Source organism: Pseudomonas sp. 01L34, assembly GCF_056400265.1.
Map to the genome: position 1 here is coordinate 126,503 of NZ_JBFTSX010000002.1, position 18,289 is coordinate 144,791.

Below are 18,289 nucleotides of genomic sequence, written 5' to 3' on the forward strand. Positions count from 1 at the left end.
TCAAATGACGATGCTTACTGCACTCGCCATTTCTGGTAATGACGCTCGATACGCCTGAACACAAAACTCTCCATCAGCCAGGCAATCAGGCCGATCACCACAATGCCCAGCAGCACCTGGCTGCTGTTGCCGATCTGCCCACCCGTCGACACCATCCAGCCGATGCCCTGGGACGCACCGATCATTTCCGCCGCGACCAATGCCCTCCAGCCCTGGCTGAAGCCGATGCGCAACGCCGCCGTCACGAAGGGCAGCGAGGCCGGCAGGTAAACGTGGGCCAGCAGTTGCCAGCGGTTGGCGCCCAAGGTGCGTGCCGCACGGACTTCACCGCCGCGGATACTCTGCACGCCCTCCTGAATGGTCACGGCCATGGGGAACATCGCGGCGATGAAAATCACCAACACGATGGAGACATAGCCCAAGCCAAAAATGATCATGATTAGCGGTGCCCAGGCGATCGGCGGGATCGCCATGAACAGGCTGTTGAGCGGCGAGATGAAATCGCGAAAACGCGAGGACAGGCCACCGGCAGTACCCAGCAGAATCGCGACGACCACCGCCGCGCAAAAGCCGCCAACCTCTTCAAGGACGCTGGCCCGCAGGTGCTGCCACAACGAACTGTCGCCCAGCCAGCGCACAGCCTCGCGGGCAACATCCCATGGCTGCGGCAGGATGTAAGTGGGAAAGCGGCTGGCCAGGGCCATCCAGATCAACAGCAGGAATGGCAGTGACGCCCATCCCCAATTCGGTTTTGGCAAGGACATGACAGACTCAGTGCGAGGCTTTTTGCAGGTAGGAGGTATCCACGATCTGTTCGGTCTTTAGCGTGGTATCGATAAAACCCAGGTCGTGGGAGTAATTCATCAGGCGCTGGATGAATTGAATATCCGCAGGCTGCAAGTCCGCTGACCAGCCCAACCGGGTACGTGCCTGGGCGACGATGGCTTGCGGGGCGATGGTCTTGCCGTCTACGCCTTGCACCGCTTCAAGCTTGAACGCCTCGGCGATGATTCGATTCGACTCATCGGGGTGCTCGTTGAGAAAGGCGATGGCCTTGCGGTGCGCACGCAGCAGCTTCACCACATCTTCCGGTCGCTCCTGCAAGGTTTTGGGTAAGGCGATCACCACGTACCAAGGGTAATTCGGCAGCGCCTGATTGACGTCGAGCAGGATCCGGCTCGACCCGCGCAACAACGACTGGCTGACAAAGGGTTCCCAGGAAAACGCCGCATCGACAATGCCGCGCTCCAGCGCCGCGTTCATATTGCCGGGTGGCATGTCGATGATGTCCAGATCCTTGTCAGGATTGAGCCCGGCCTTTTCTTTCAGCACATAGCCGCGCAGCAGCACATCCATGCCACTGCCCTTCTTGACCCCGGCCAGTTTTTTCCCCTTGAGTTCATCCAGGGCGGTAACCGGACTCTTGGCGTCGACAATCACCGCGGCCTGACCGTAATTGACCTTGGCCAGAATCCGGCTTTGCAGCCCCCGGGAAAACCATTGATACACCGGCGGCGTACCGACATAGGCCACATCCAGCTCGCCAGCGGCCAGCGCCTGCTGGATTACCGGACCATCGCCCAAGGCCATGAGATCGACATTCAAGCCTTCCTCGCGGTAGTAGCCCTGTTTGTCGGCGATCAACGCCGGGGCGTTGGCCATCGCGAATACATAACCCACACGCAAGGGTTTCTCTTCGCCAGCCATGGCGAATACGCTGCTTGCCAAGGCGGCAACAGACAAGGAAAGGGCAAGCAGCGAATGTTTGATCATGCTGTCAACTCAGGTTGGCGGGTTGGGTAAGCGGAGGCTGCAGGCACTTCCATGACCTGGGAAATGCGCTCCATCAGCTCATTGCGGTAATCGAGAAAGGCCGGCAACCGGCGGGTTTCGAGGTTGGAGCGAGGACGCGGCAAATGAATATTCAGTTCGCTGTGGATACCGCCGGGGGCGATGTTGAGCACGATGACCCGATCCGCCAGAAACACCGCTTCGTCGATATCGTGGGTAATGAACAGCACCGTCTGACCCAATTCAGCCCAGATGCGCAAGGTCTCTTCGTTCAAGCTGTTGCGGCTGATGGCATCCAGTGCAGCGAATGGCTCATCCATCAGCAACACGCTGGGCTCCAATGCCAGGGTCCTGGCCAGGGAAACCCGCTGCTGCATGCCGCCAGACAACTGATGCGGCAACCGATGCGCGGCATTCTCCAGACCGACCAGACGCAGGTACTGCAAGGCTTGAGAACGCTGCTGCGATTCGTTGATCCGAGCCGCCATTCGCAGGCCGAAACGGACGTTTTCCAAGGCGCTCAACCAGGGAAACAACTGCGGCGCCTGAAACACATAACCCAACTCCGAACGCTCTGGACGCACCGCCGTCTGGTTGATACTGATCTGACCACTTTGCGGTTGCACAAAACCTGACAACAAGTTCAGCAAGGTGGTTTTCCCGCAACCGGATGGCCCCAGGATCGCAACGAACTCACCGGGCCTGGCGTTCAGGCTGAAAGAGGAAAACACGCGATGCCCATTGGGGTAGCTGAAGCTGATGTCATCGACCGTCAGCGCATCGGCTTGCTGCTGTGCGTAAGGGAGGGTTTTGAACATGGCAAGTGTCGTCAGGTCGTTTACAATGGGAATACCTGACATAATACGTATTAATACAAGTCGTCCCAATAACCTATTTTTATAACCTTAGAAGTGAAGGCGCACCGCCCTCCTCCAAGGCCATGGAAACCGACAGTGTCTACGTCCATTCTTCGCGACAGCACCACCTCACTCTACGAGCAGATTGCCCAGCAATTGCTGGAAGAGATTCAACGTGGCGACTTTGAGCCCAGCGGCAAGCTGCCGTCAGAAGCAGAGCTGGGTAAACGTTTTGCGGTGAGCCGCGTCACCGTTCGCCTGGCGGTGGGCAAACTCAGCGACGACGGCGTGGTAGAGCGCAAACAAGGCAAAGGCACCTTCGTGGCGGCCAAACAGGTGCGGCACGGCCTGGACGCGTTGCGTAGTTTTCATGAAGCCTTGTTGCTGCAAGGGCTCGAACCGAGCATGCGCGTCATCAGCCATACCCTGCAGCCGGTTCCAGAGGCATTGCGTGGTTTGTTTGAAGAAGCGGACGATTGCCTGCTTCTGGAACGACTGCATTTCGTCGATGACGAACCCATCGCACTGGGCCGCAGCCATTTACCGGCCGAATTGGCCAGCGTGGTCTGGACTGAAGTCGAGCATCAACCGATTTACTCCATTCTCGAGTCGATCACTGGCATGGCGGTCACCCGAGCCGATCTGGCGATCCGCGCGCAAGAAGCCGATAAACACCTGGCCAGTGCCTTGCACATCAAACGTGGCGCGGCACTGCTGGTCATGGAGCGCACCTCCTGGTTTGCCGACGGCCGCTGCTGCGACCGTACGACCTTCTACATCCGCCCGGAACGTTATGCCTTTGTCTTGAGTGGTGTCTTCAAATCCAGACCCGCCAGCTGAATCAGTGCACCCGCAGGAATGCCCGCCTCAATCGCCAATTCAACCCGACGCATGGCGGTCAATGGGGTTTCCATCGCCGGTTTGATTCTCACCGTGCCGTGGGTTTCATTGGCCCGGGAGCTCAAGGTTTTTGAGAAAGCCTGCGACCAGCGCGTTGAACGCCTCGCCTTGATCATCGTGTACATAGTGACTGGCGCCTGCGACCTCCACCGTCTGGACGTGCGGATTGCTGGCGCTCATCGCTTGCAGCATCGCGGGCGGCAGAAAGTCCGAGCGGCCGCCGCGAATGAACAGGGTCGGGCAATCCAGCGCGCGCACCGCCGGCCATAGGTCCGTCGGCTCGATACTCAGGCGCGCCTCGGCAATACCCTGCTGATCATGGCGCCAAGTGATCACGCCATCGATCTCTTTCATCGAATGAGTGAGCCTTGATGCCAGGCCCTGTTCCGACAACCCAGGGCGCGAAGCCTGCCAGAATGTGCGGGCCGCCTCCCAGCTATCGAACTGCAAAGGCGTCTGGCTCATTTCGCGGCGAATACGCGCGGCGCCATCGCCCCGGATTGAGGAGCCGGGGCCGATGTCCTCGATCATCAAGCCAACCAATCGCCCCGGGTTTTGCCGCGCATATTCAAGGGCGTTGGCGCCCCCTAATGAGTGCCCCAGCAATACAAAACGCGACAAGCCAACATGGGCGACCAAGTCCTCGAGGTCCTCGACATACGACTGCGTGTGGTAGCTGCCGGGCGCGGCCCAGTCACTCAGTCCTCGACCGCGCTGGTCCAGGGCATAGACGCAGTAGCCTGCACCCAGAGATTGCACCAGCGATTCCCAGGTTTGGGCGTAGGCCCGCAAGCCATGTAATAGCACCAGGGGCACGCCGGTGGATTCACCCCAGCGCAAAAAGTGCAGGCGCAAGCCAGAACGGTTGGTAAAGAAGCAGCTGTCAGAAGGCATCGTTTGGTTCCTTATATGCGTGGCTTCGACCGACCTAGAAACGATCGAACCGATAAGGGCTTGGATCAATGATCGGCGCATGACCGCTGACGAGATCCGCGGCGAGGTGACCTGCCGCCGGCGACGTGCCGAAGCCGTGCCCCGAGAAGCCGGTGGCCACGGTCAGCCCCGGAATCTGCGCGACCGGCCCAATGACAGGATTCGAATCGGGTGTGACATCAATAGTGCCTGCCCAGGCCAGGGCGATCCGCGCCTGTTCAAACACCGGCCAGGCCGCAATGAGGTTGTTCATCGCATCGTTATTGAGCTGCGGGTTGGCGGCCGGGTCCTGCACCCTGACGCGCTCGAACGGGCTGACACTGTCGGATTTCCAACGCCGGGCAAGCGCCAAGTCATTGAAAAAAGGCTTGCCCAACGACACGTTCAGAACGCTGCGTTGCGCACGGAACTGCGGCATGTATTGCTTGGCGAGCAACAGGTGGTCGAGGGTCAGGAAGGCATCCAGTTTGCCGCGCTGGGTAATGATGAAGCCGCCGTCCTTGTGCTTGCGAAACGAAAAGTCCGGTGCGCCGACAGCAATTTCCGTCGGCCCCTCCATTGGGTGAGTACGTAGCACCGAGCAGGTCAAGGGCAAGGTCGGCAACGACACACCGAGGTTGCCCAGAAAACGCCGTGACCACATCCCCCCAGCCAGCAGCACATGATCACAGCGAATCTCACCTTGCTCGGTGACCACGCCACTGACCGTGCCGGCGGACATTTGCAGCGTCCGTACCGCGCACTGCTCGATAATCACCACACCCAGGGCCATGGCGGCCTTGGCGATAGCGCTGCTTGCCAGCGTCGGTTCGGCACGCGCATCGGACGGCGTGAAGATGCCACCGGCCCACTCACCCACGCCGCCCGGAACCAGCGCGTCAATCTCGCGCTTGCTGAGCAGCCGTGAATCCAGCGACAAATGCTCCACCGACTTGAGCCATCCCTCGTGCATCGCCATCTGCGATGGGCTGCGGCCCACGAACATGATGCCTTCCTGGCGATACCCGACATCCGCCCCTACCCGCTCAGGCATCTTTGCCCACAGACGGTCAGCGGCGAGGGCCAGAGGGATATCGGCTGCGTGGCGGCTGGTCTTGCGTACCCAGCCCAGGTTGCGTGACGACTGCTCGCCGGCGATACGACCTTTTTCCAGCACCACCACCGCAATATTGCGTTCGGCCAATGTCAACGCTGCAGTCAGGCCGATAATCCCGCCGCCAATGATGACGACGGAGGTTGCGGAGGGAAACACGGTAGACGTTTTCACGGGCGCTATAGTGGGTGCCATGATCAAGACTCGGTAAACGAATGAGGTAGGCCACGCCTGCGCATGGCCGCGTGACAGTTACTGCGACAGTCGAATGACTTCAACTTGCGCCTTCGACGCGTTGCGATACGCCGTCACTTCCAGCTCCACCTTGTAGACCGTCGACCCCAAGGGCGGACAGGTGACGGTGCTGGCAGGGTCAACGCCGCGAAACTTTTCGCCGATCAGGGCCATCACGGCAGGTACGTCCTTGGGGTCTTGGATGAACACCCGCGAACACACCACGTCCGCCAGGCTCGCATCGACCGCCGCCAGGGCCGCCTCGATGTTGGCGAATACCTGATGGGTCTGTTCGAGGATATCTTCCGGGATCAGCTTGGTTTGTGGGTTGCGGCCTGCGGTGTTGGACACGTAGATCCAGTTGTCCACGACCACCAGGCGCGAATAGCTGGCCTGATCTTCAAACGGGGAACCGGTCTTGAGCTTGATGATGTTTGTCATGTGGAATGCCTCTTCAAAATAAGTGATGGATGGCTTAACGCAGAACCGGGGTTTCCCACAGGTTCAAGGTGACGCCGATGCCTTTTTCGATGGCGTTGCGGTAAACCACCGTGCCCCAGGCCACGTCTTCCACGGGCATCCCGCCCACCGACATGATGATGATTTCTTCATCGTTCTTACGGCCTTGCGCGGCCCCGGCGATGATCTTGCCAATGTCCTCGACGTCTTCGAGCCGCATCTTGCCTTCGGCAATCATGTCCATGAAGCGCACGCCAATCACCGGCACGCAGTGATGCGCAGGCTTGGGCAGTTCTTCAAACCAGGCTTGGTAGAGACCGGTGTTGTCCAGCACCTTGCGTACGTCGCGCTGTTCCATCCCGTCGTCAAGGGAGCAGGATGCAGGCATCGCGAGGAAGGCACCTGGCTTGACCCACTCGCGCTTCACAATTGGGTAGGTTGTGGGATCGCCCACCTCACCGGAGCTACAATAAGTAACAAGGTCGGAGTCACGAACCACCGCTTCAAGGGTGTCGACCACTTCGATCGTGGTGACCTGCGGGTAGGTTTCCTTGACCCAGGCAATAAAGTTATCAAGGCTCTTCTGGCCGCGACCCTTGATCTTCAGTGTGTCGATATGCGGGCATACCGCGATGAATGCCGCCAGTGTGGTCTTGCCCATCACACCCGGGCCGAGCAGGCCGACGACTTTCGAGTCCTTGCGTGCCAGGTGGCGCGCGCCCACGCCGGGAATCGCACCGGTGCGGTACGCGGACAGCAGGTTGGCCGACATATGGGCCAGCGGTGCGCCGGTGTCGGGGTCGTTCAAGGTAAACATCAGAATCGAGCGCGGCAGGCCTTTTTCGCGGTTGGCGATATTGGAGCCGTACCATTTCACGCCTGCGGTGCAAAAGCTGCCGCCCAGGTAGGCAGGCATGGCCATCATGCGTCGGTCAGCCGTGGGCTTGGGCATGTTCGGGAAGGGTGAATCCTGCGGGAAGATCACCATCGCGCCATGGGAGTCATTGTTCGGACCGGCCATGCGATAGTCACCGGCATAGAGCAGGCCGAACATCTCCTCCATGGTGTTCACGCACGCCAGCATGTCAGTCACGCCCGCGCGGATCATGTCCTGCTCGGAGAGGTAGATGAAGTCGATTTTTGTATTTGTAGACATAGTTATTCTCGGGCTGAAGGTGATATCGCTGCGGTAGGCGCAGCTCCACGCTGTCGACCTCGAGTATCAGGGCGCGTTTTTCGGCGGTATTGTAAATTTCGGACATGCCCGATTGACCGGCGCGCAACAGTTGGCGTGATTAATGCGTGAAAACTTCCGTATCGCTGCTCATCGAAGGTGCAACCATGATCAAACAGTGCGCGCCGCCTCCCAGGCACCACACTGCGAACGAACAGCCCTGGTTCGTGCTCAACTCTTCACGGTATTCGGTCATGCCCTCCGAACACCCGGCGATCTCGCATTTCTATGCCTTCGATGTGGCTCAATCAGCCAACCTGCTGGCCGTGCCGGACGGTTGCGTGGATATTGTTTTCGACTGTGATGCGACACGCCCTACCGCCCGGATCTGTGGCACGCCGCTGGCTGCCCAAGCGGTCGAGTTACACCAGAACCATCACTACTTCGGCGTGCGCTTTTCACCGGGCGTCATTCCCGGATTTATCAATGTGCTGGCCGAGGAATTGACCGAACGGGAACTCGACCTGCTGGAGGTCTCGGGGTTCGCCCAGCGCATCTTCGAAAATATCGTTCAAGCACCGCTGCTGGGCGATCAGATGCGGCTGTTCAACGACTACCTCGCCCCCCGCCTGATGGGGAGAACGTCAGCGCTCACGGCCATGGTCATTCAGCAGGCGCTGCGCCACCGCGGTGATATTCGTATTCAGCAACTGGAAGAACTCAGCGGGTACACCAGTCGCACGCTGCACCGACAGTTCAGCCAGGACACTGGTATGTCACCCAAGACCTTTTGCCGAATCATCCGCTGCCAGGCAGCTCTGGACACCCTCAATACCCAACACGATGTATCGTTTTCGGAGCTGGCCCTCGACCTGGGCTTTTCCGATCAATCGCACTTCCTGCGCGACTTCAAGAAACTGGTCAGTACAACGCCTTGCGACTATCAACGCCAAATGACCCAGAACGCCTACACCGACCGGATCAACTACGCCTGACCCTCCCTTTCAAAAACAAACGCGCGCCTTCATCCCCCCTGGGTAACTCCCTGTGTTTCGAATACGGCAAGGCATATCCAGCGAGCCGAGTTGCCAGCTTCGCGCAGCGAAACCAACAATTCACGAGCGCTTGAATATCAGCCTGGAAAAGGAAATCGGGTGGGAGGACAGCGTCAGCCGCACATGAGGTCTTTAGCGCATAGCCCTGAGCGTTTCAGACGGTGACTCGCCGAACAATTGCCGGTAATGCGCGGCAAAGTGGCTCAGATGAAAAAAGCCCATCGCCATCGCGATCTCACTGATGTTGTGAGTGCAGGCAGAGGTTGTGATCAAGCGGCGTCGCACCGCGTTGAGGCGTAGATTGCGCAGGTATTCGACCGGACGCATTCCGGTCACTGCCTGAAAACTGTTCTGCAGGGTCCGGCGACTCACCCGCAGGTGCTCGCACAGGTCGAGAATGCTCAGCGGTGTTTCACCACTGGCATCGATCAGCTCTTGGCAACGCTTCACCAGGTAAGCACTCACGGCGAAATTACCGCGACGACAACGTACCTCATCGGTGGCGTGGCTGAACAAATCGAGGAACGCGCCGAGCAGTTCTTCCTCCAGCATTTTCTCGGCGGTTGAGTTGATAGCGTCCGTCTGTTCCAAAAGGTGATGAAACAGCGGGTGGATACGCTGACGTATTCGCAACAGTAACGCGTCATCCACGCTGAGTTGGGACGTGGTCTTCAGGCGCTTGAGCTGATCGTCAGACAATTCGAAGGCCGCCAGTTTGGCGAAGCGTACCGCGTCGATATTGAGCGCAAAGAAGTGCATGCCTTCAGGGGCGTGCAACACAAACTCCTCGCCGTCACGCAACAGTACCACGCTGTGAGTGCCCACCTGTTGCCCCTGCACCACCGGCGCGCAGCCTAACGACATGGCTGCGCACAGCCGACCTTTGGGCGCATAGCCGCGCTGTACCACGCGTTTGTCCAGCACTTCCTGGAAGATTTGAAAGCGGTCAGAGGACAACTGCCGCAGCTCACTGGTCAGGCAGCCACGGCCGAGTTGGTCATACACTTGTCGCCAGCCCTGGATGGAGCCAGCGTGTTGTTGAGGGTCATTGAAGGTTCGAACTTCAGCAAGCATGGTCGTCGTTCCTCGGTGGCCCCGTTTGTTTATCGGCCTGAAAGGGACTCAGTCATCCGTGACGGCAGCTATCGTTCACACCGGGGCGGCGTCCGCCTTGAAAACCAAAGCCAGTTCCATGCCAAGCATGTGCAGGCAGTACGTGGCGGGCTGGATATTCATCGGCGGCAACAACGCCCCGGACAACACGACCTGCCCAGCCTCCACAGGTTGACCGTCGGCCAACAGACGCCGAATCAGCCAGCACAGATTGGCCAGCGGGCTGTCCTCCCGATCACGCGTATTACCGTTACCGCAGAGCGCGCCGTCGCACTCCAGGCGATACGCTACGTTGACGTGGTGTACAGGATCGAACGGGATACGCGGTCCGAGACAATAAAGCCCCGCCGCCGCGTTGTCGGCAAGAAAGGCGCCCACTCCGAAATCCCAGCCCTGCCAACGGCAGTCGGCGATCTCGAACGCGGGCGCTACGTCGCCGATGGCGGCCAGAATATCCTCGTCACGGTAATCCCCCGGCGCCAGGGTACGCCCCAGTACAAACGCCAATTCGATCTCCAGCTTGGGCTGGATCAATCGCGAGAACTCCACCGCCGTACCCGGCTCGACGATCATGCTATCCATCAGGCCGCCATACACCGGCTCGTCAAGGCCAAAGCGTTTTTGCGCGGCGCTGCCGGCGAAGGCGACCTTCCACCCGCTCAGTCGCTCGCCTGCGGCTTGGCGATGGTCCAGCGCCTGGCGTTGCAGCGCATAACCCGCAAGCCGATCTATCGCCTCGGGGGCCAGTGGCGCAATGGCTTGCACCGTGCGCGTTGCCTGATGTAGCCGGTTAAGTAGCGCGTTGCCGCTGTTCATGACAGTTGCTCCGCCAGTTTGCGCAGCACACCTTCAAGCCTCTCTGGTGTGGTAATGGCGGCGACAAACCGGTCCGGACGCACCACCACGATGCAGTCACGCACCCTGGAGAACCATTCACCCAGGCGATTATCCACGTCCTCCACGCTGATGGCGTCCGAGGCCGTCAACGGCTGGCCACGTCCGATGCCGCTGCGCGAACGATTGACCTGAATGAAACGCGTGTCCCAGCGCGCCCAATAAGCGGCCATTTCCTCGCTGAGTTGCTCGCGCGGGTTCACCCGATAACCCAGCACCGCATAGGAATTGCCAAGCACTTCGTCCAGGCGACGACGCTGCCCCTGGGCGTCTTCGATATGCGGCTGTACAAACAGCTGGCCGACCAGGTCGTCCTCGCGCAACTCGGCCCGCTCGTGATAGACCAACCCCTTGGTGATGGTGGCCTTGGGTTTGAATTTGAACTCCAGCAGGTGCGAGCGCAGGTTGTCGACACTGTTCACCGCCTGGAACAGCCAGTCGCGCACGCCGGCCATCAGCGGGTTGGTCATTCCCAGTACCGCGCCCATGTTGTCGGCCAGGGCTACCAGCTCGGTGGCATGCCCACGGCGCTCCTGGTCGTAGCTGGCGAGGATCGAGTGCGAGGCACGGCCCTGGATGATCGCCGCCAGTTTCCAGGCCACGTTGGCCACGTCCCTCAGCCCGGAATTGAGGCCCTGCCCGGCCCAGGGTGGAGAAATATGCGCGGCATCACCCACCAGCGCCACACGCCCTTCGACAAACCGCACCGCGACCCGGGAGTGGTGGGTATAGGCGCGGATGCGGATGATGTTCAACTGATCGACCGCGTTGCCGATATGCCCACGGATCAAGTCGCGAATAGTGCTTTCCTCACACATCCTCGCTTCATCTTCGCCCTCCAGGAGCATGAATTCCCAGCGGCGTTGCTGGTACGGCAGATAGATGCACACGAAGGGCCGCTCCGGGTCGGCATGCAGTGCGGTGTAGGGTGCATCTAGGGTGTCATTGGCCGTATCGACCACCACCCATTTGCGCGCATGTGTCAGCCCCGACAGCTCGATACCAAGCTTTTTACGCACAGTGGAGCGTCCGCCATCGGCGCCGATGACATAGTCAGCCCGCAGTTGATAAATCTCGCCTTGAGCATCGCGCACCTGCAATGTCACGCCCTGCCCGTCCTGCTCGAGTTCGAGCATTTCGTGGCCTTGGCGCAACACAACGCTGGCACGCTGTCCCAGGGTTTCGCGCAACGTGCCTTCCAGCAACTGCTGCATGAAAATATTACGCATTGGCCAGCCGTAATGTGCGGTACTCGGCTTGACCTCGGCGAAGCACACACCGCGTGCATTGTAATAGCGCAGCGGTACATCACAGATCATGTCGCGTACAGCGAGATCGGCGATGCCGATCCCCTGCAGCACGCGCAGTGCTTCATCATCCATGCCCACCGCGCGTGGGTAAGGCAGTACGCCGTCGGCAAGCTCAAGGACGACGCAGTCGATACCGTACATCCCCATATAGTGTGCGGCCGTGATCCCGTTAGGGCCGCCGCCGACAATGACAACTTGGGTCTTCTCCTGCTTCATCGCTATTCACCGCTTTCTTGTTGTGTTTTTAATCCGACGCCGCTAAAGCCATGCGCCTGAAATCAGTGCAGCCCATCAATACCTTTGACGTCTGCCGCCTGCAGACCGCCCAGCCGCGCATGCAAGCGCCCGCGCGTGGCGAAGGCCCAGATCACGATTACCTCATCCGGCGCGGGGCCGTCGCCAAACATCAGGGACATGCTGTCGTAATGGGAGCGTACATACAGTGCATCCTTGTGGGCCAACGGCACATCGATGGTTGAACCCGGGGCGCCCCGTTTGCCGGTGGACGGCACCCAGGATTTGCCCCCGCCCAGCGCCAGGCGCACCGGATCGGCAGCCGGGTTGGTCAGGAACGCATTGCCGTGTTCGTATTCGCCCTGGCTGCCCACCATGCAAGCTTTACCGTAGCTGACAATATCCCGCGAGCCGGCCAGCGCCTGAATGCGACGACCGAACTCTTCGCCCAGCAGCGGCGACGGTTCTACCAGCTCTGTCAGCGACTCGCTGTAGCGACCGGCATAGGGGTTGGCGATAACGGCGGCGACGGCATATTTGAACAGCGGCTCGCCATCGGCCAACTGGCCACTTTCGTTGGCCAGGGTTTCTTCGACAAAGCTGTACCACTTGCGGATGTGATACGAAGCAAAATTCGCGGTTTTCATCTGGGTGGCCTCAAAGCGGGTCTAGTGGGTCTAGTGGATCTAGATTGAAATGTCGGCTTGGCGCGCCAGCGGCCTTGAACCGGGCCTTGCCGCGCGCATCGTCGTGTTCAGTCTCAAGGAAAAATTCCATGCGATTACCGTCAGGGTCGTTGAAATACACACCATGGCCGATTTCGTGATCGGTGATCTTCACCACCTCGACGCCCTTGCCCAGCAACATGCCGTAGAGCTGGCGCAAGGTGGTCATGTCCCCGGCGATTTCCAATCCATAGTGTTGCAACCCCAACCCGCCCTGATGGGCGCCGGGCTCTGCACGAAGCAAGGCGATGTCGTGATGTTTGGTGCCAAACGCCATCATGACCCAGCTTTCGCCCCGGGCACTTTCATGCATGCCCAGGATGTCGGCGTACCAGCGTGCCGACACATCAGGATCACTTACCGAGAGCGATAAGTGAGTACGAAGGATTTCGACTTTCATCGCGTGATACCTCAGCTTTTTTTGACCACGGATTGATGCCCTGCCTTGATCTGCGCCACTGCGGGGGTCCAGAGCACGTCAGCGATCTCACTGAATTCGCGCCACTGTTTCTGCCAGCCATCACCGCCATTCCCGGAGGTGAACAAGTGCCCGTACTTGGTTCCCGCAACGATCTGTCGCGGATTTTCCGGGTTGAAGGCAATGGCCCAGACGCAGGAATTGGGTTGTTGCGGCAGGGGCAGCACTTCCCAGCTGAGCGCAGCATCACGGGACACCAGGATCTTGCTGGTGGTACCGGGCGTGCCATCGGAAATACTCAGGTACAGGTCGCTTTGCGTGCCCAACGGCGCGTTCATGGCGCGCATGTAGTACAGGCCGAACGCTTCTCGACCGATAATGCCAGTCCAGGTCAGCCCCTCATCCAGGCTGCGGTAGACGGCGTTGACGCAGACCACCACGATGACTTTCTGACCATGATTGGGCAGTACCAGAATGTTGTGGACATCCGAGTTGTAGTCCCACAGCAGCCGATCATCGACGCGCGTCCAGCTGTCGCCACCGTCACGGGAGTGGAATAACCCACCCTCTTCAAGGCCGAACCATAGCTGGTTGCGGTCGGTCGGGTCATAGGTGAAAGCCAGCAGCCGTGGGCGGCTGACTCCGTCGCAGAACTCCGGAATCTCCACCGGCGCACGGTCCCAACTGAGACCACCGTCCAGGGTCCGCCACAGTACGGCGCGCGAAGGTGCACCGGTGCCGACGAAGATCCGTTGCGCGTCCTGCGGATCGACGGCGACTTTCCAGACCGTCTGCCCGTTGAACGGCGAATCGACCCGCTGCCAATGGCCGCCGGTGTCGCGGCTGACACACAAACCTACGTCCGTGCCGGCGTAGATCACCTCAGGCTCGCCGGGGTGCACGCTCAAGGATCGAGTGATCGCGTCGAACTCCAGATCCTGGCCCAGGCCCAGGCGATGCCAGGTCCGACCCTCGTCGGCGCTGCGGATCACCGCCTGCCCTACCGTGGCCACTAACAGGGTTCCGTTACTCATCGCTGGTGCTCCTCAGATGTAGATACCGCGGGTCAAACCGCCGTCGATGCCGATGGATTCTCCGGTCACCGCGCCAGCCTTCGGCGACGCCAGGAAACCAATCAGCCAGCCCATTTCAATCGGTGCCAGGGTGCGGCGAATCGGCGTCGCGTCGATGTAGGCCTGCTCAACCTGTTCCGAGGTCTTGCCTTGCTTGACCGCTTCGCGCTCGTACAACTCCTGGATGTGCGGGGTATCCACCACGCCGGGATGGATCAGGTTGACCGTGATGCCCGAAGGGCCCAACTGGTCGGAGAGGGTTTTGGTCATGTGGGCGATCGCCAGGTTGCGCATCCCCGAGAGGACTTTGCTGCTACGCCCGGTGAGGCCGCCGATGTTGATGATGCGACCGAAACCGCCGGCCTTCATGTGCGGGGTCACTGCCTTGGCGCAACGGAAGTAGCCGATCACCTTGGTGTTGAGATCCGACAGCAACTCGTCGTCGCCGGCATGTTCGATGTCATTGCGCACCACGCCGGACGGCGCTGCGGCACCGTTGACCAGGATGTCGATGCGGCCGAAGTGTTTGTGCGCGGCTTCGACCATGTCAGACACGGCCGACATCTGATTGGTGTCGCAGTACAGCGGCAGCACTTCGTTGCCGGTCTGAGCCGTGATCTCTTCGGCAGCCTGTTGGAGAAACTCCATGCGGCGTGCGCAGATCACCACCTTGCAGCCCTCTTCGGACAGAAAACGTGCGACTTCCTTGCCGATACCCATACCGCCGCCGGTGACGATGGCCACGCGGCCTTTCAATTCCAGATCCATAGCATTTCCTCTTGTGATTATTCGGTTCAGGCGAGATCGACGAAGACGCTCTTGGTCTCGGTGTAGGCATCGATCACGTTTTTACCCATTTCCCGGCCCCAGCCAGATTGCTTGTACCCGCCGAACGGCGAAGCCGCGTCGACCACGTTCCAGCAGTTGATCCACACCGAGCCCGCCTTGAGCTGCGCCGCCACGCGGTGCGCCGAGCGCAGGTCGCGGGTCCACAGGCCTGCTGCGAGGCCATAAGGCGAATCGTTGGCGCGCAGCACCAGGTCGTCGATTTCGGTCCAGCTCATGACGGTCAACACCGGACCGAAGATCTCTTCGCGGGCGACACAGGCACGTTCGGCGCGATCAAGGAACACGCTGGGCGCAATGAAGTGGCCGCGCTCCAGGTGGGCGGGACGGCCGCCACCGCAGATCAGTTCGGCGCCCTCCTCCTGACCACGTTGCAGGTAGCCTTTGACCGTGCTCAATTGGCGGCCCGACACGAGTGGGCCCATGCTGGTGGCCGGGTCCAAACCATTACCGAGCACGTGGGCGGTGGCATGCCGCTCAAGTTCTTCGAGCACCTGATCGAGCACACTGGCGTGCACGTATAAACGTGAGGCAGCCGTGCACACCTGGCCCTGGTTGTAGAAGATGCCGTCGGCGGCACCTTTGGCGGCGCGCACGATATCGGCGTCCGGCAAGATGATGTTCGGCGACTTGCCGCCCAATTCCAGCGAGACCTTTTTCATGTTGCTGGTGGCCGCCTGAGCGATCAGCCGGCCGACGTGGGTCGAGCCGGTGAAGGCGATCTTGTCCACGTCGGGATGCTGCGCCAGCGGTCCGCCCGTTTCCGCGCCAAGACCGGTGATCAGGTTGACCACCCCCGGTGGAAACCCGGCGGCCTCGATCAACTGCACCAGTCGAATCGCAACCAGCGGCGTTTGCTCGGCGGGCTTGAGCACCGCGACACAACCTGTCGCCAGCGCTGGGCCAAGCTTCCACACGCACATGTTCAACGGGAAGTTCCACGGTACGATCAGCGCGCACACACCCACCGGTTCACGCAAGGTGTAGTTGAGCATCGGCGCACCGCTGGCCGGCGATACAGGCAACGTGCTGCCTTCGATCTTGGTCGGCCAGCCGGCGAAATAGCGAATGATGGTCGCCGCACTGGCCGCTTCACCTCGAGCGGCCGAGATGGGCTTGCCGTTCTCCAGCGTGATCAACTGCGCCAGCTCCTCGCGGTGCTGATCCAACAGGTCCGCCAGTCGAAACAGCAGCAGACCGCGCTGGGCGGGAGACTGCAGCGCCCAGGCGCCGTTGAACGCTGCGCGGGCTGCCGCAACGGCCGCATCTACGTCACTCGCGTCACCTTGGGCCACTTCCGTCAGGGTTTCTTCAGTTGCCGGGTTTTCCACGGCAAACCGTCGGCCAGCGGCGGCGTCCTGCCAACTGCCACCGATAAACAGGCGGCCAGGCTGGGACAGAAAATGTTGCACAGCAGGTAGCACTTCGAACTGTTTCATCATCGACTCCTTCACAGCGCCATTTCGATCAGGCAAGGACCACCGTCGGCATTGGCATTGGCCAGCGCCTGTTGCAGTTCGGCATTGGTGTGCACCGTGCAGGCCGGCACACCGTAGCCCTTGGCCAGCGCTTTCCAGTCAATCCGCGGGCTATCGAGCACCGTCAGGCGCAGGGCTTCGGGGCCCATTTCAGTCATGCCGAAGCGGCGCAGTTCGTTCTGCAAAATGGCGTAGCGATGGTTGGCGGCAATCAGGATCACCACCGGCACCTGCTCACGGGCGATGCTCCACAGGGTTTGGATGGTGTACTGGGCACTGCCGTCGGATTGCAGGCAGAACACGCGATTGCCCCGCTCCGCCAAGGCGGCGCCGAACCCCACCGGAATGCCCTGGCCGATCGCGCCACCGGTATTGGTCAACACCCGGTGCCGCGCGGCGCTAGCAGAGGCGGTGAAAAACGGATAGCCACAAGTGCCGCCTTCCACGGAGACAATGCTGTCGTCCGGCAGCGATGCGGCTAAAACCTGGCCGATGGACTGAGGTGTGAGCTCGGCATGGCCTGGCGGCAGTTCGATGCCCATCGGCGTCGGCACGTAGGCCGGTGCATTGAGGGCATCGGCCAGCGCCGTCAGCGCGCCGGCTACATCGTCACCGACATCGGCCAGCGTCAGCAGACGCTCACGCTCGGCGAGGCGCGACGGGATGCCTTCGTAGCCAAAATAACTGATGGGCTCCGGCACCCCGGCACACACGACCTGGTCGTACTGCTCAAGGATTTCAATGGCCACTTCCGGGAAGTACGGCAGGCGATCCAGATCCGGCAAACCACCACCACGGTAGCTGAGCCGTGGAAAGGTCTCGGCAAACAGGCGCACGCCAGGCAGTTGGGCCAGGCGCCCCGCTGCTTCCAGACCGGCAACCGACAACCCCTCATCCCCGACAATAAACACCAGGCGCTGCCCGTCACGCAGTGCCTGTGCCACCGTCTCGACCCGGTCACCGGCAAACCGGCGAATCGGCGCCCGCATCGGAGCGAACACGCCGTTGTGCGTCACTGCGCTGGCTTGCAGGTCCATGGGCAGAATCAGGCTGGCGATCTGCCCTTTGGCCTGCCAGGCCGACCGCACCGCTTCCTGCAAATCTTCGCCGATACCCGACGCCGTGCGCGAGGTGCGCACCCAACCGGAGACAGTCCCGGCCAAGGCCTGGATGTCACTGGCCAGCGGCGGATCGTAGTTGACATGCCATGACGCGTGATCACCGATCACGTTGACGATAGGGGTATTGGCACGACGTGCGTTGTGCAGGTTGGCGATGCCATTGGCAAACCCGGGGCCCAGGTGCGTCAGGGTCATCGCCGGCTTGCCGGCAATCCGGCCATACCCATCCGCCGCCCCCGTGCACACCCCTTCGAACAACGACAACACCGGCTTCAGTGCTGGTGCGCTGGCCATGGCCGCCACCAATGGAATTTCGGTGGTTCCGGGGTTGGCGAAGCAGTATTCGATACCGCTTGCCGCTGCCGCATTCACTATCAGTTGCGCACCATTCATTTTCAGCCCTCTTGCTTGAGCATTTGCAGTGATGAGATTTATCACACACAAATACTCAACCAACAAGCATTAAATTCGTATTTGTCTCGTTTTGTGAGATTTATGCGATTTTATTTGCACCAGAAAGACTGCCGAGATTGCGTTTTTCTCTCACTGAGGTAGTGTTGCGCCAGCGCTTGGCGCTTCTG

At 60.5% G+C, this 18,289-nt stretch carries 18 protein-coding genes and 1 pseudogene; 2 read left to right on the top strand and 17 right to left on the bottom strand.

What is annotated here, in order from left to right:
- Window positions 1–14: 14 nt before the first annotated feature.
- From AC1DQM_RS04945 to AC1DQM_RS04955, 3 genes are read right to left on the bottom strand one after another with little or no spacing between them, the layout of a single operon-like run.
- Window positions 15–764 carry an ABC transporter permease gene (locus tag AC1DQM_RS04945; protein ID WP_138867356.1) on the bottom strand — a complete coding sequence of 250 codons (750 nt, stop codon included), beginning with the start codon at window positions 762–764 and terminating at the stop codon, window positions 15–17.
- Window positions 765–771: 7 nt separating this feature from the next.
- Complete coding sequence (locus AC1DQM_RS04950; protein WP_138867355.1) at window positions 772–1,773, bottom strand: ABC transporter substrate-binding protein; 1,002 nt, start codon at window positions 1,771–1,773, stop codon at window positions 772–774.
- A complete protein-coding gene (locus tag AC1DQM_RS04955) occupies window positions 1,770–2,609 on the bottom strand; it encodes an ABC transporter ATP-binding protein (protein ID WP_138867354.1) in 840 nt (279 codons plus the stop codon). Before AC1DQM_RS04955 ends, AC1DQM_RS04950 begins: the two co-directional genes overlap by 4 nt.
- 135 nt (window positions 2,610–2,744) lie before the next feature.
- Between AC1DQM_RS04955 and AC1DQM_RS04960 the strand changes: the two genes are divergently transcribed.
- Entirely contained in the window at window positions 2,745–3,488 is a 744-nt protein-coding gene (locus AC1DQM_RS04960; RefSeq protein ID WP_019578600.1) for a GntR family transcriptional regulator, read from the top strand.
- Here the strand turns inward: AC1DQM_RS04960 and AC1DQM_RS04965 are convergent.
- From AC1DQM_RS04965 to AC1DQM_RS04985, 5 genes and pseudogenes are all read right to left on the bottom strand, one after another.
- A pseudogene (locus AC1DQM_RS04965) lies at window positions 3,476–3,583 on the bottom strand (aldehyde dehydrogenase family protein); the annotation flags it as partial. The gene AC1DQM_RS04960 and the pseudogene AC1DQM_RS04965 sit on opposite strands and share 13 nt — an antisense overlap.
- A 10-nt stretch (window positions 3,584–3,593) precedes the next feature.
- A complete protein-coding gene (locus tag AC1DQM_RS04970) occupies window positions 3,594–4,442 on the bottom strand; it encodes an alpha/beta fold hydrolase (protein ID WP_138867353.1) in 849 nt (282 codons plus the stop codon).
- A 34-nt stretch (window positions 4,443–4,476) separates the two neighbouring features.
- Window positions 4,477–5,769, bottom strand: coding sequence for an NAD(P)/FAD-dependent oxidoreductase (locus tag AC1DQM_RS04975; RefSeq protein ID WP_138867352.1), 1,293 nt, complete (start codon window positions 5,767–5,769; stop codon window positions 4,477–4,479).
- Window positions 5,770–5,826: 57 nt separating this feature from the next.
- Window positions 5,827–6,249: a RidA family protein gene (locus AC1DQM_RS04980; protein ID WP_033062030.1), complete on the bottom strand. Its 423-nt coding sequence runs from the start codon at window positions 6,247–6,249 to the stop codon at window positions 5,827–5,829.
- Window positions 6,250–6,283: 34 nt separating this feature from the next.
- Window positions 6,284–7,423, bottom strand: coding sequence for an ornithine cyclodeaminase family protein (locus AC1DQM_RS04985; protein WP_018927864.1), 1,140 nt, complete (start codon window positions 7,421–7,423; stop codon window positions 6,284–6,286).
- Window positions 7,424–7,608: 185 nt separating this feature from the next.
- On the opposite strand from AC1DQM_RS04985, the gene AC1DQM_RS04990 reads away from it, so the two are divergent.
- Window positions 7,609–8,436, top strand: a complete 828-nt coding sequence (locus tag AC1DQM_RS04990; protein ID WP_019649022.1) for an AraC family transcriptional regulator — start codon at window positions 7,609–7,611, stop codon at window positions 8,434–8,436.
- 192 nt (window positions 8,437–8,628) lie between these two features.
- Here AC1DQM_RS04990 and AC1DQM_RS04995 read toward each other — a convergent pair whose 3' ends face one another.
- The 9 genes from AC1DQM_RS04995 to AC1DQM_RS05035 all read right to left on the bottom strand — a co-directional run bounded on the left by AC1DQM_RS04995 (window position 8,629) and on the right by AC1DQM_RS05035 (window position 18,101).
- Complete coding sequence (locus tag AC1DQM_RS04995; RefSeq protein WP_019649023.1) at window positions 8,629–9,570, bottom strand: helix-turn-helix domain-containing protein; 942 nt, start codon at window positions 9,568–9,570, stop codon at window positions 8,629–8,631.
- Between the two features lie 75 nt (window positions 9,571–9,645).
- Window positions 9,646–10,425 carry a 2-keto-4-pentenoate hydratase gene (locus AC1DQM_RS05000; RefSeq protein WP_138867351.1) on the bottom strand — a complete coding sequence of 260 codons (780 nt, stop codon included), beginning with the start codon at window positions 10,423–10,425 and terminating at the stop codon, window positions 9,646–9,648.
- A complete protein-coding gene (locus AC1DQM_RS05005) occupies window positions 10,422–12,029 on the bottom strand; it encodes a bifunctional 3-(3-hydroxy-phenyl)propionate/3-hydroxycinnamic acid hydroxylase (protein WP_018927860.1) in 1,608 nt (535 codons plus the stop codon). The genes AC1DQM_RS05000 and AC1DQM_RS05005 overlap by 4 nt, the downstream gene beginning before the upstream one ends.
- 62 nt (window positions 12,030–12,091) lie before the next feature.
- On the bottom strand, window positions 12,092–12,694 hold the full coding sequence (locus AC1DQM_RS05010) for an amino acid synthesis family protein (protein WP_018927859.1): 603 nt from the start codon (window positions 12,692–12,694) through the stop codon (window positions 12,092–12,094).
- Between the two features lie 10 nt (window positions 12,695–12,704).
- Window positions 12,705–13,172 (bottom strand): VOC family protein, encoded by a 468-nt coding sequence (locus AC1DQM_RS05015; protein ID WP_064617305.1) that lies wholly within the window; start codon window positions 13,170–13,172, stop codon window positions 12,705–12,707.
- An 11-nt stretch (window positions 13,173–13,183) separates the two neighbouring features.
- Window positions 13,184–14,224, bottom strand: a complete 1,041-nt coding sequence (locus AC1DQM_RS05020; protein ID WP_111454535.1) for a VPS10 domain-containing protein — start codon at window positions 14,222–14,224, stop codon at window positions 13,184–13,186.
- Window positions 14,225–14,236: 12 nt separating this feature from the next.
- Window positions 14,237–15,031, bottom strand: a complete 795-nt coding sequence (locus tag AC1DQM_RS05025) for an SDR family NAD(P)-dependent oxidoreductase (RefSeq protein ID WP_019578593.1) — start codon at window positions 15,029–15,031, stop codon at window positions 14,237–14,239.
- Window positions 15,032–15,057: 26 nt separating this feature from the next.
- Window positions 15,058–16,548 (bottom strand): aldehyde dehydrogenase family protein, encoded by a 1,491-nt coding sequence (locus tag AC1DQM_RS05030; protein ID WP_192379042.1) that lies wholly within the window; start codon window positions 16,546–16,548, stop codon window positions 15,058–15,060.
- An 11-nt stretch (window positions 16,549–16,559) separates the two neighbouring features.
- Window positions 16,560–18,101: an acetolactate synthase large subunit gene (locus tag AC1DQM_RS05035; RefSeq protein ID WP_111454537.1), complete on the bottom strand. Its 1,542-nt coding sequence runs from the start codon at window positions 18,099–18,101 to the stop codon at window positions 16,560–16,562.
- Between the last annotated feature and the right edge of the window lie 188 nt (window positions 18,102–18,289).

Coding starts and splice junctions, on each gene's coding strand:
- AC1DQM_RS04945 (WP_138867356.1), bottom strand. CDS start 764: ATGTCCTTGCCAAAACCGAATTGGGGATGGGCGTCACTGCCATTCCTG.
- AC1DQM_RS04950 (WP_138867355.1), bottom strand. CDS start 1,773: ATGATCAAACATTCGCTGCTTGCCCTTTCCTTGTCTGTTGCCGCCTTG.
- AC1DQM_RS04955 (WP_138867354.1), bottom strand. CDS start 2,609: ATGTTCAAAACCCTCCCTTACGCACAGCAGCAAGCCGATGCGCTGACG.
- AC1DQM_RS04970 (WP_138867353.1), bottom strand. CDS start 4,442: ATGCCTTCTGACAGCTGCTTCTTTACCAACCGTTCTGGCTTGCGCCTG.
- AC1DQM_RS04975 (WP_138867352.1), bottom strand. CDS start 5,769: ATGGCACCCACTATAGCGCCCGTGAAAACGTCTACCGTGTTTCCCTCC.
- AC1DQM_RS04980 (WP_033062030.1), bottom strand. CDS start 6,249: ATGACAAACATCATCAAGCTCAAGACCGGTTCCCCGTTTGAAGATCAG.
- AC1DQM_RS04985 (WP_018927864.1), bottom strand. CDS start 7,423: ATGTCTACAAATACAAAAATCGACTTCATCTACCTCTCCGAGCAGGAC.
- AC1DQM_RS04990 (WP_019649022.1), top strand. CDS start 7,609: ATGATCAAACAGTGCGCGCCGCCTCCCAGGCACCACACTGCGAACGAA.
- AC1DQM_RS04995 (WP_019649023.1), bottom strand. CDS start 9,570: ATGCTTGCTGAAGTTCGAACCTTCAATGACCCTCAACAACACGCTGGC.
- AC1DQM_RS05000 (WP_138867351.1), bottom strand. CDS start 10,425: ATGAACAGCGGCAACGCGCTACTTAACCGGCTACATCAGGCAACGCGC.
- AC1DQM_RS05005 (WP_018927860.1), bottom strand. CDS start 12,029: ATGAAGCAGGAGAAGACCCAAGTTGTCATTGTCGGCGGCGGCCCTAAC.
- AC1DQM_RS05010 (WP_018927859.1), bottom strand. CDS start 12,694: ATGAAAACCGCGAATTTTGCTTCGTATCACATCCGCAAGTGGTACAGC.
- AC1DQM_RS05015 (WP_064617305.1), bottom strand. CDS start 13,172: ATGAAAGTCGAAATCCTTCGTACTCACTTATCGCTCTCGGTAAGTGAT.
- AC1DQM_RS05020 (WP_111454535.1), bottom strand. CDS start 14,224: ATGAGTAACGGAACCCTGTTAGTGGCCACGGTAGGGCAGGCGGTGATC.
- AC1DQM_RS05025 (WP_019578593.1), bottom strand. CDS start 15,031: ATGGATCTGGAATTGAAAGGCCGCGTGGCCATCGTCACCGGCGGCGGT.
- AC1DQM_RS05030 (WP_192379042.1), bottom strand. CDS start 16,548: ATGAAACAGTTCGAAGTGCTACCTGCTGTGCAACATTTTCTGTCCCAG.
- AC1DQM_RS05035 (WP_111454537.1), bottom strand. CDS start 18,101: ATGAATGGTGCGCAACTGATAGTGAATGCGGCAGCGGCAAGCGGTATC.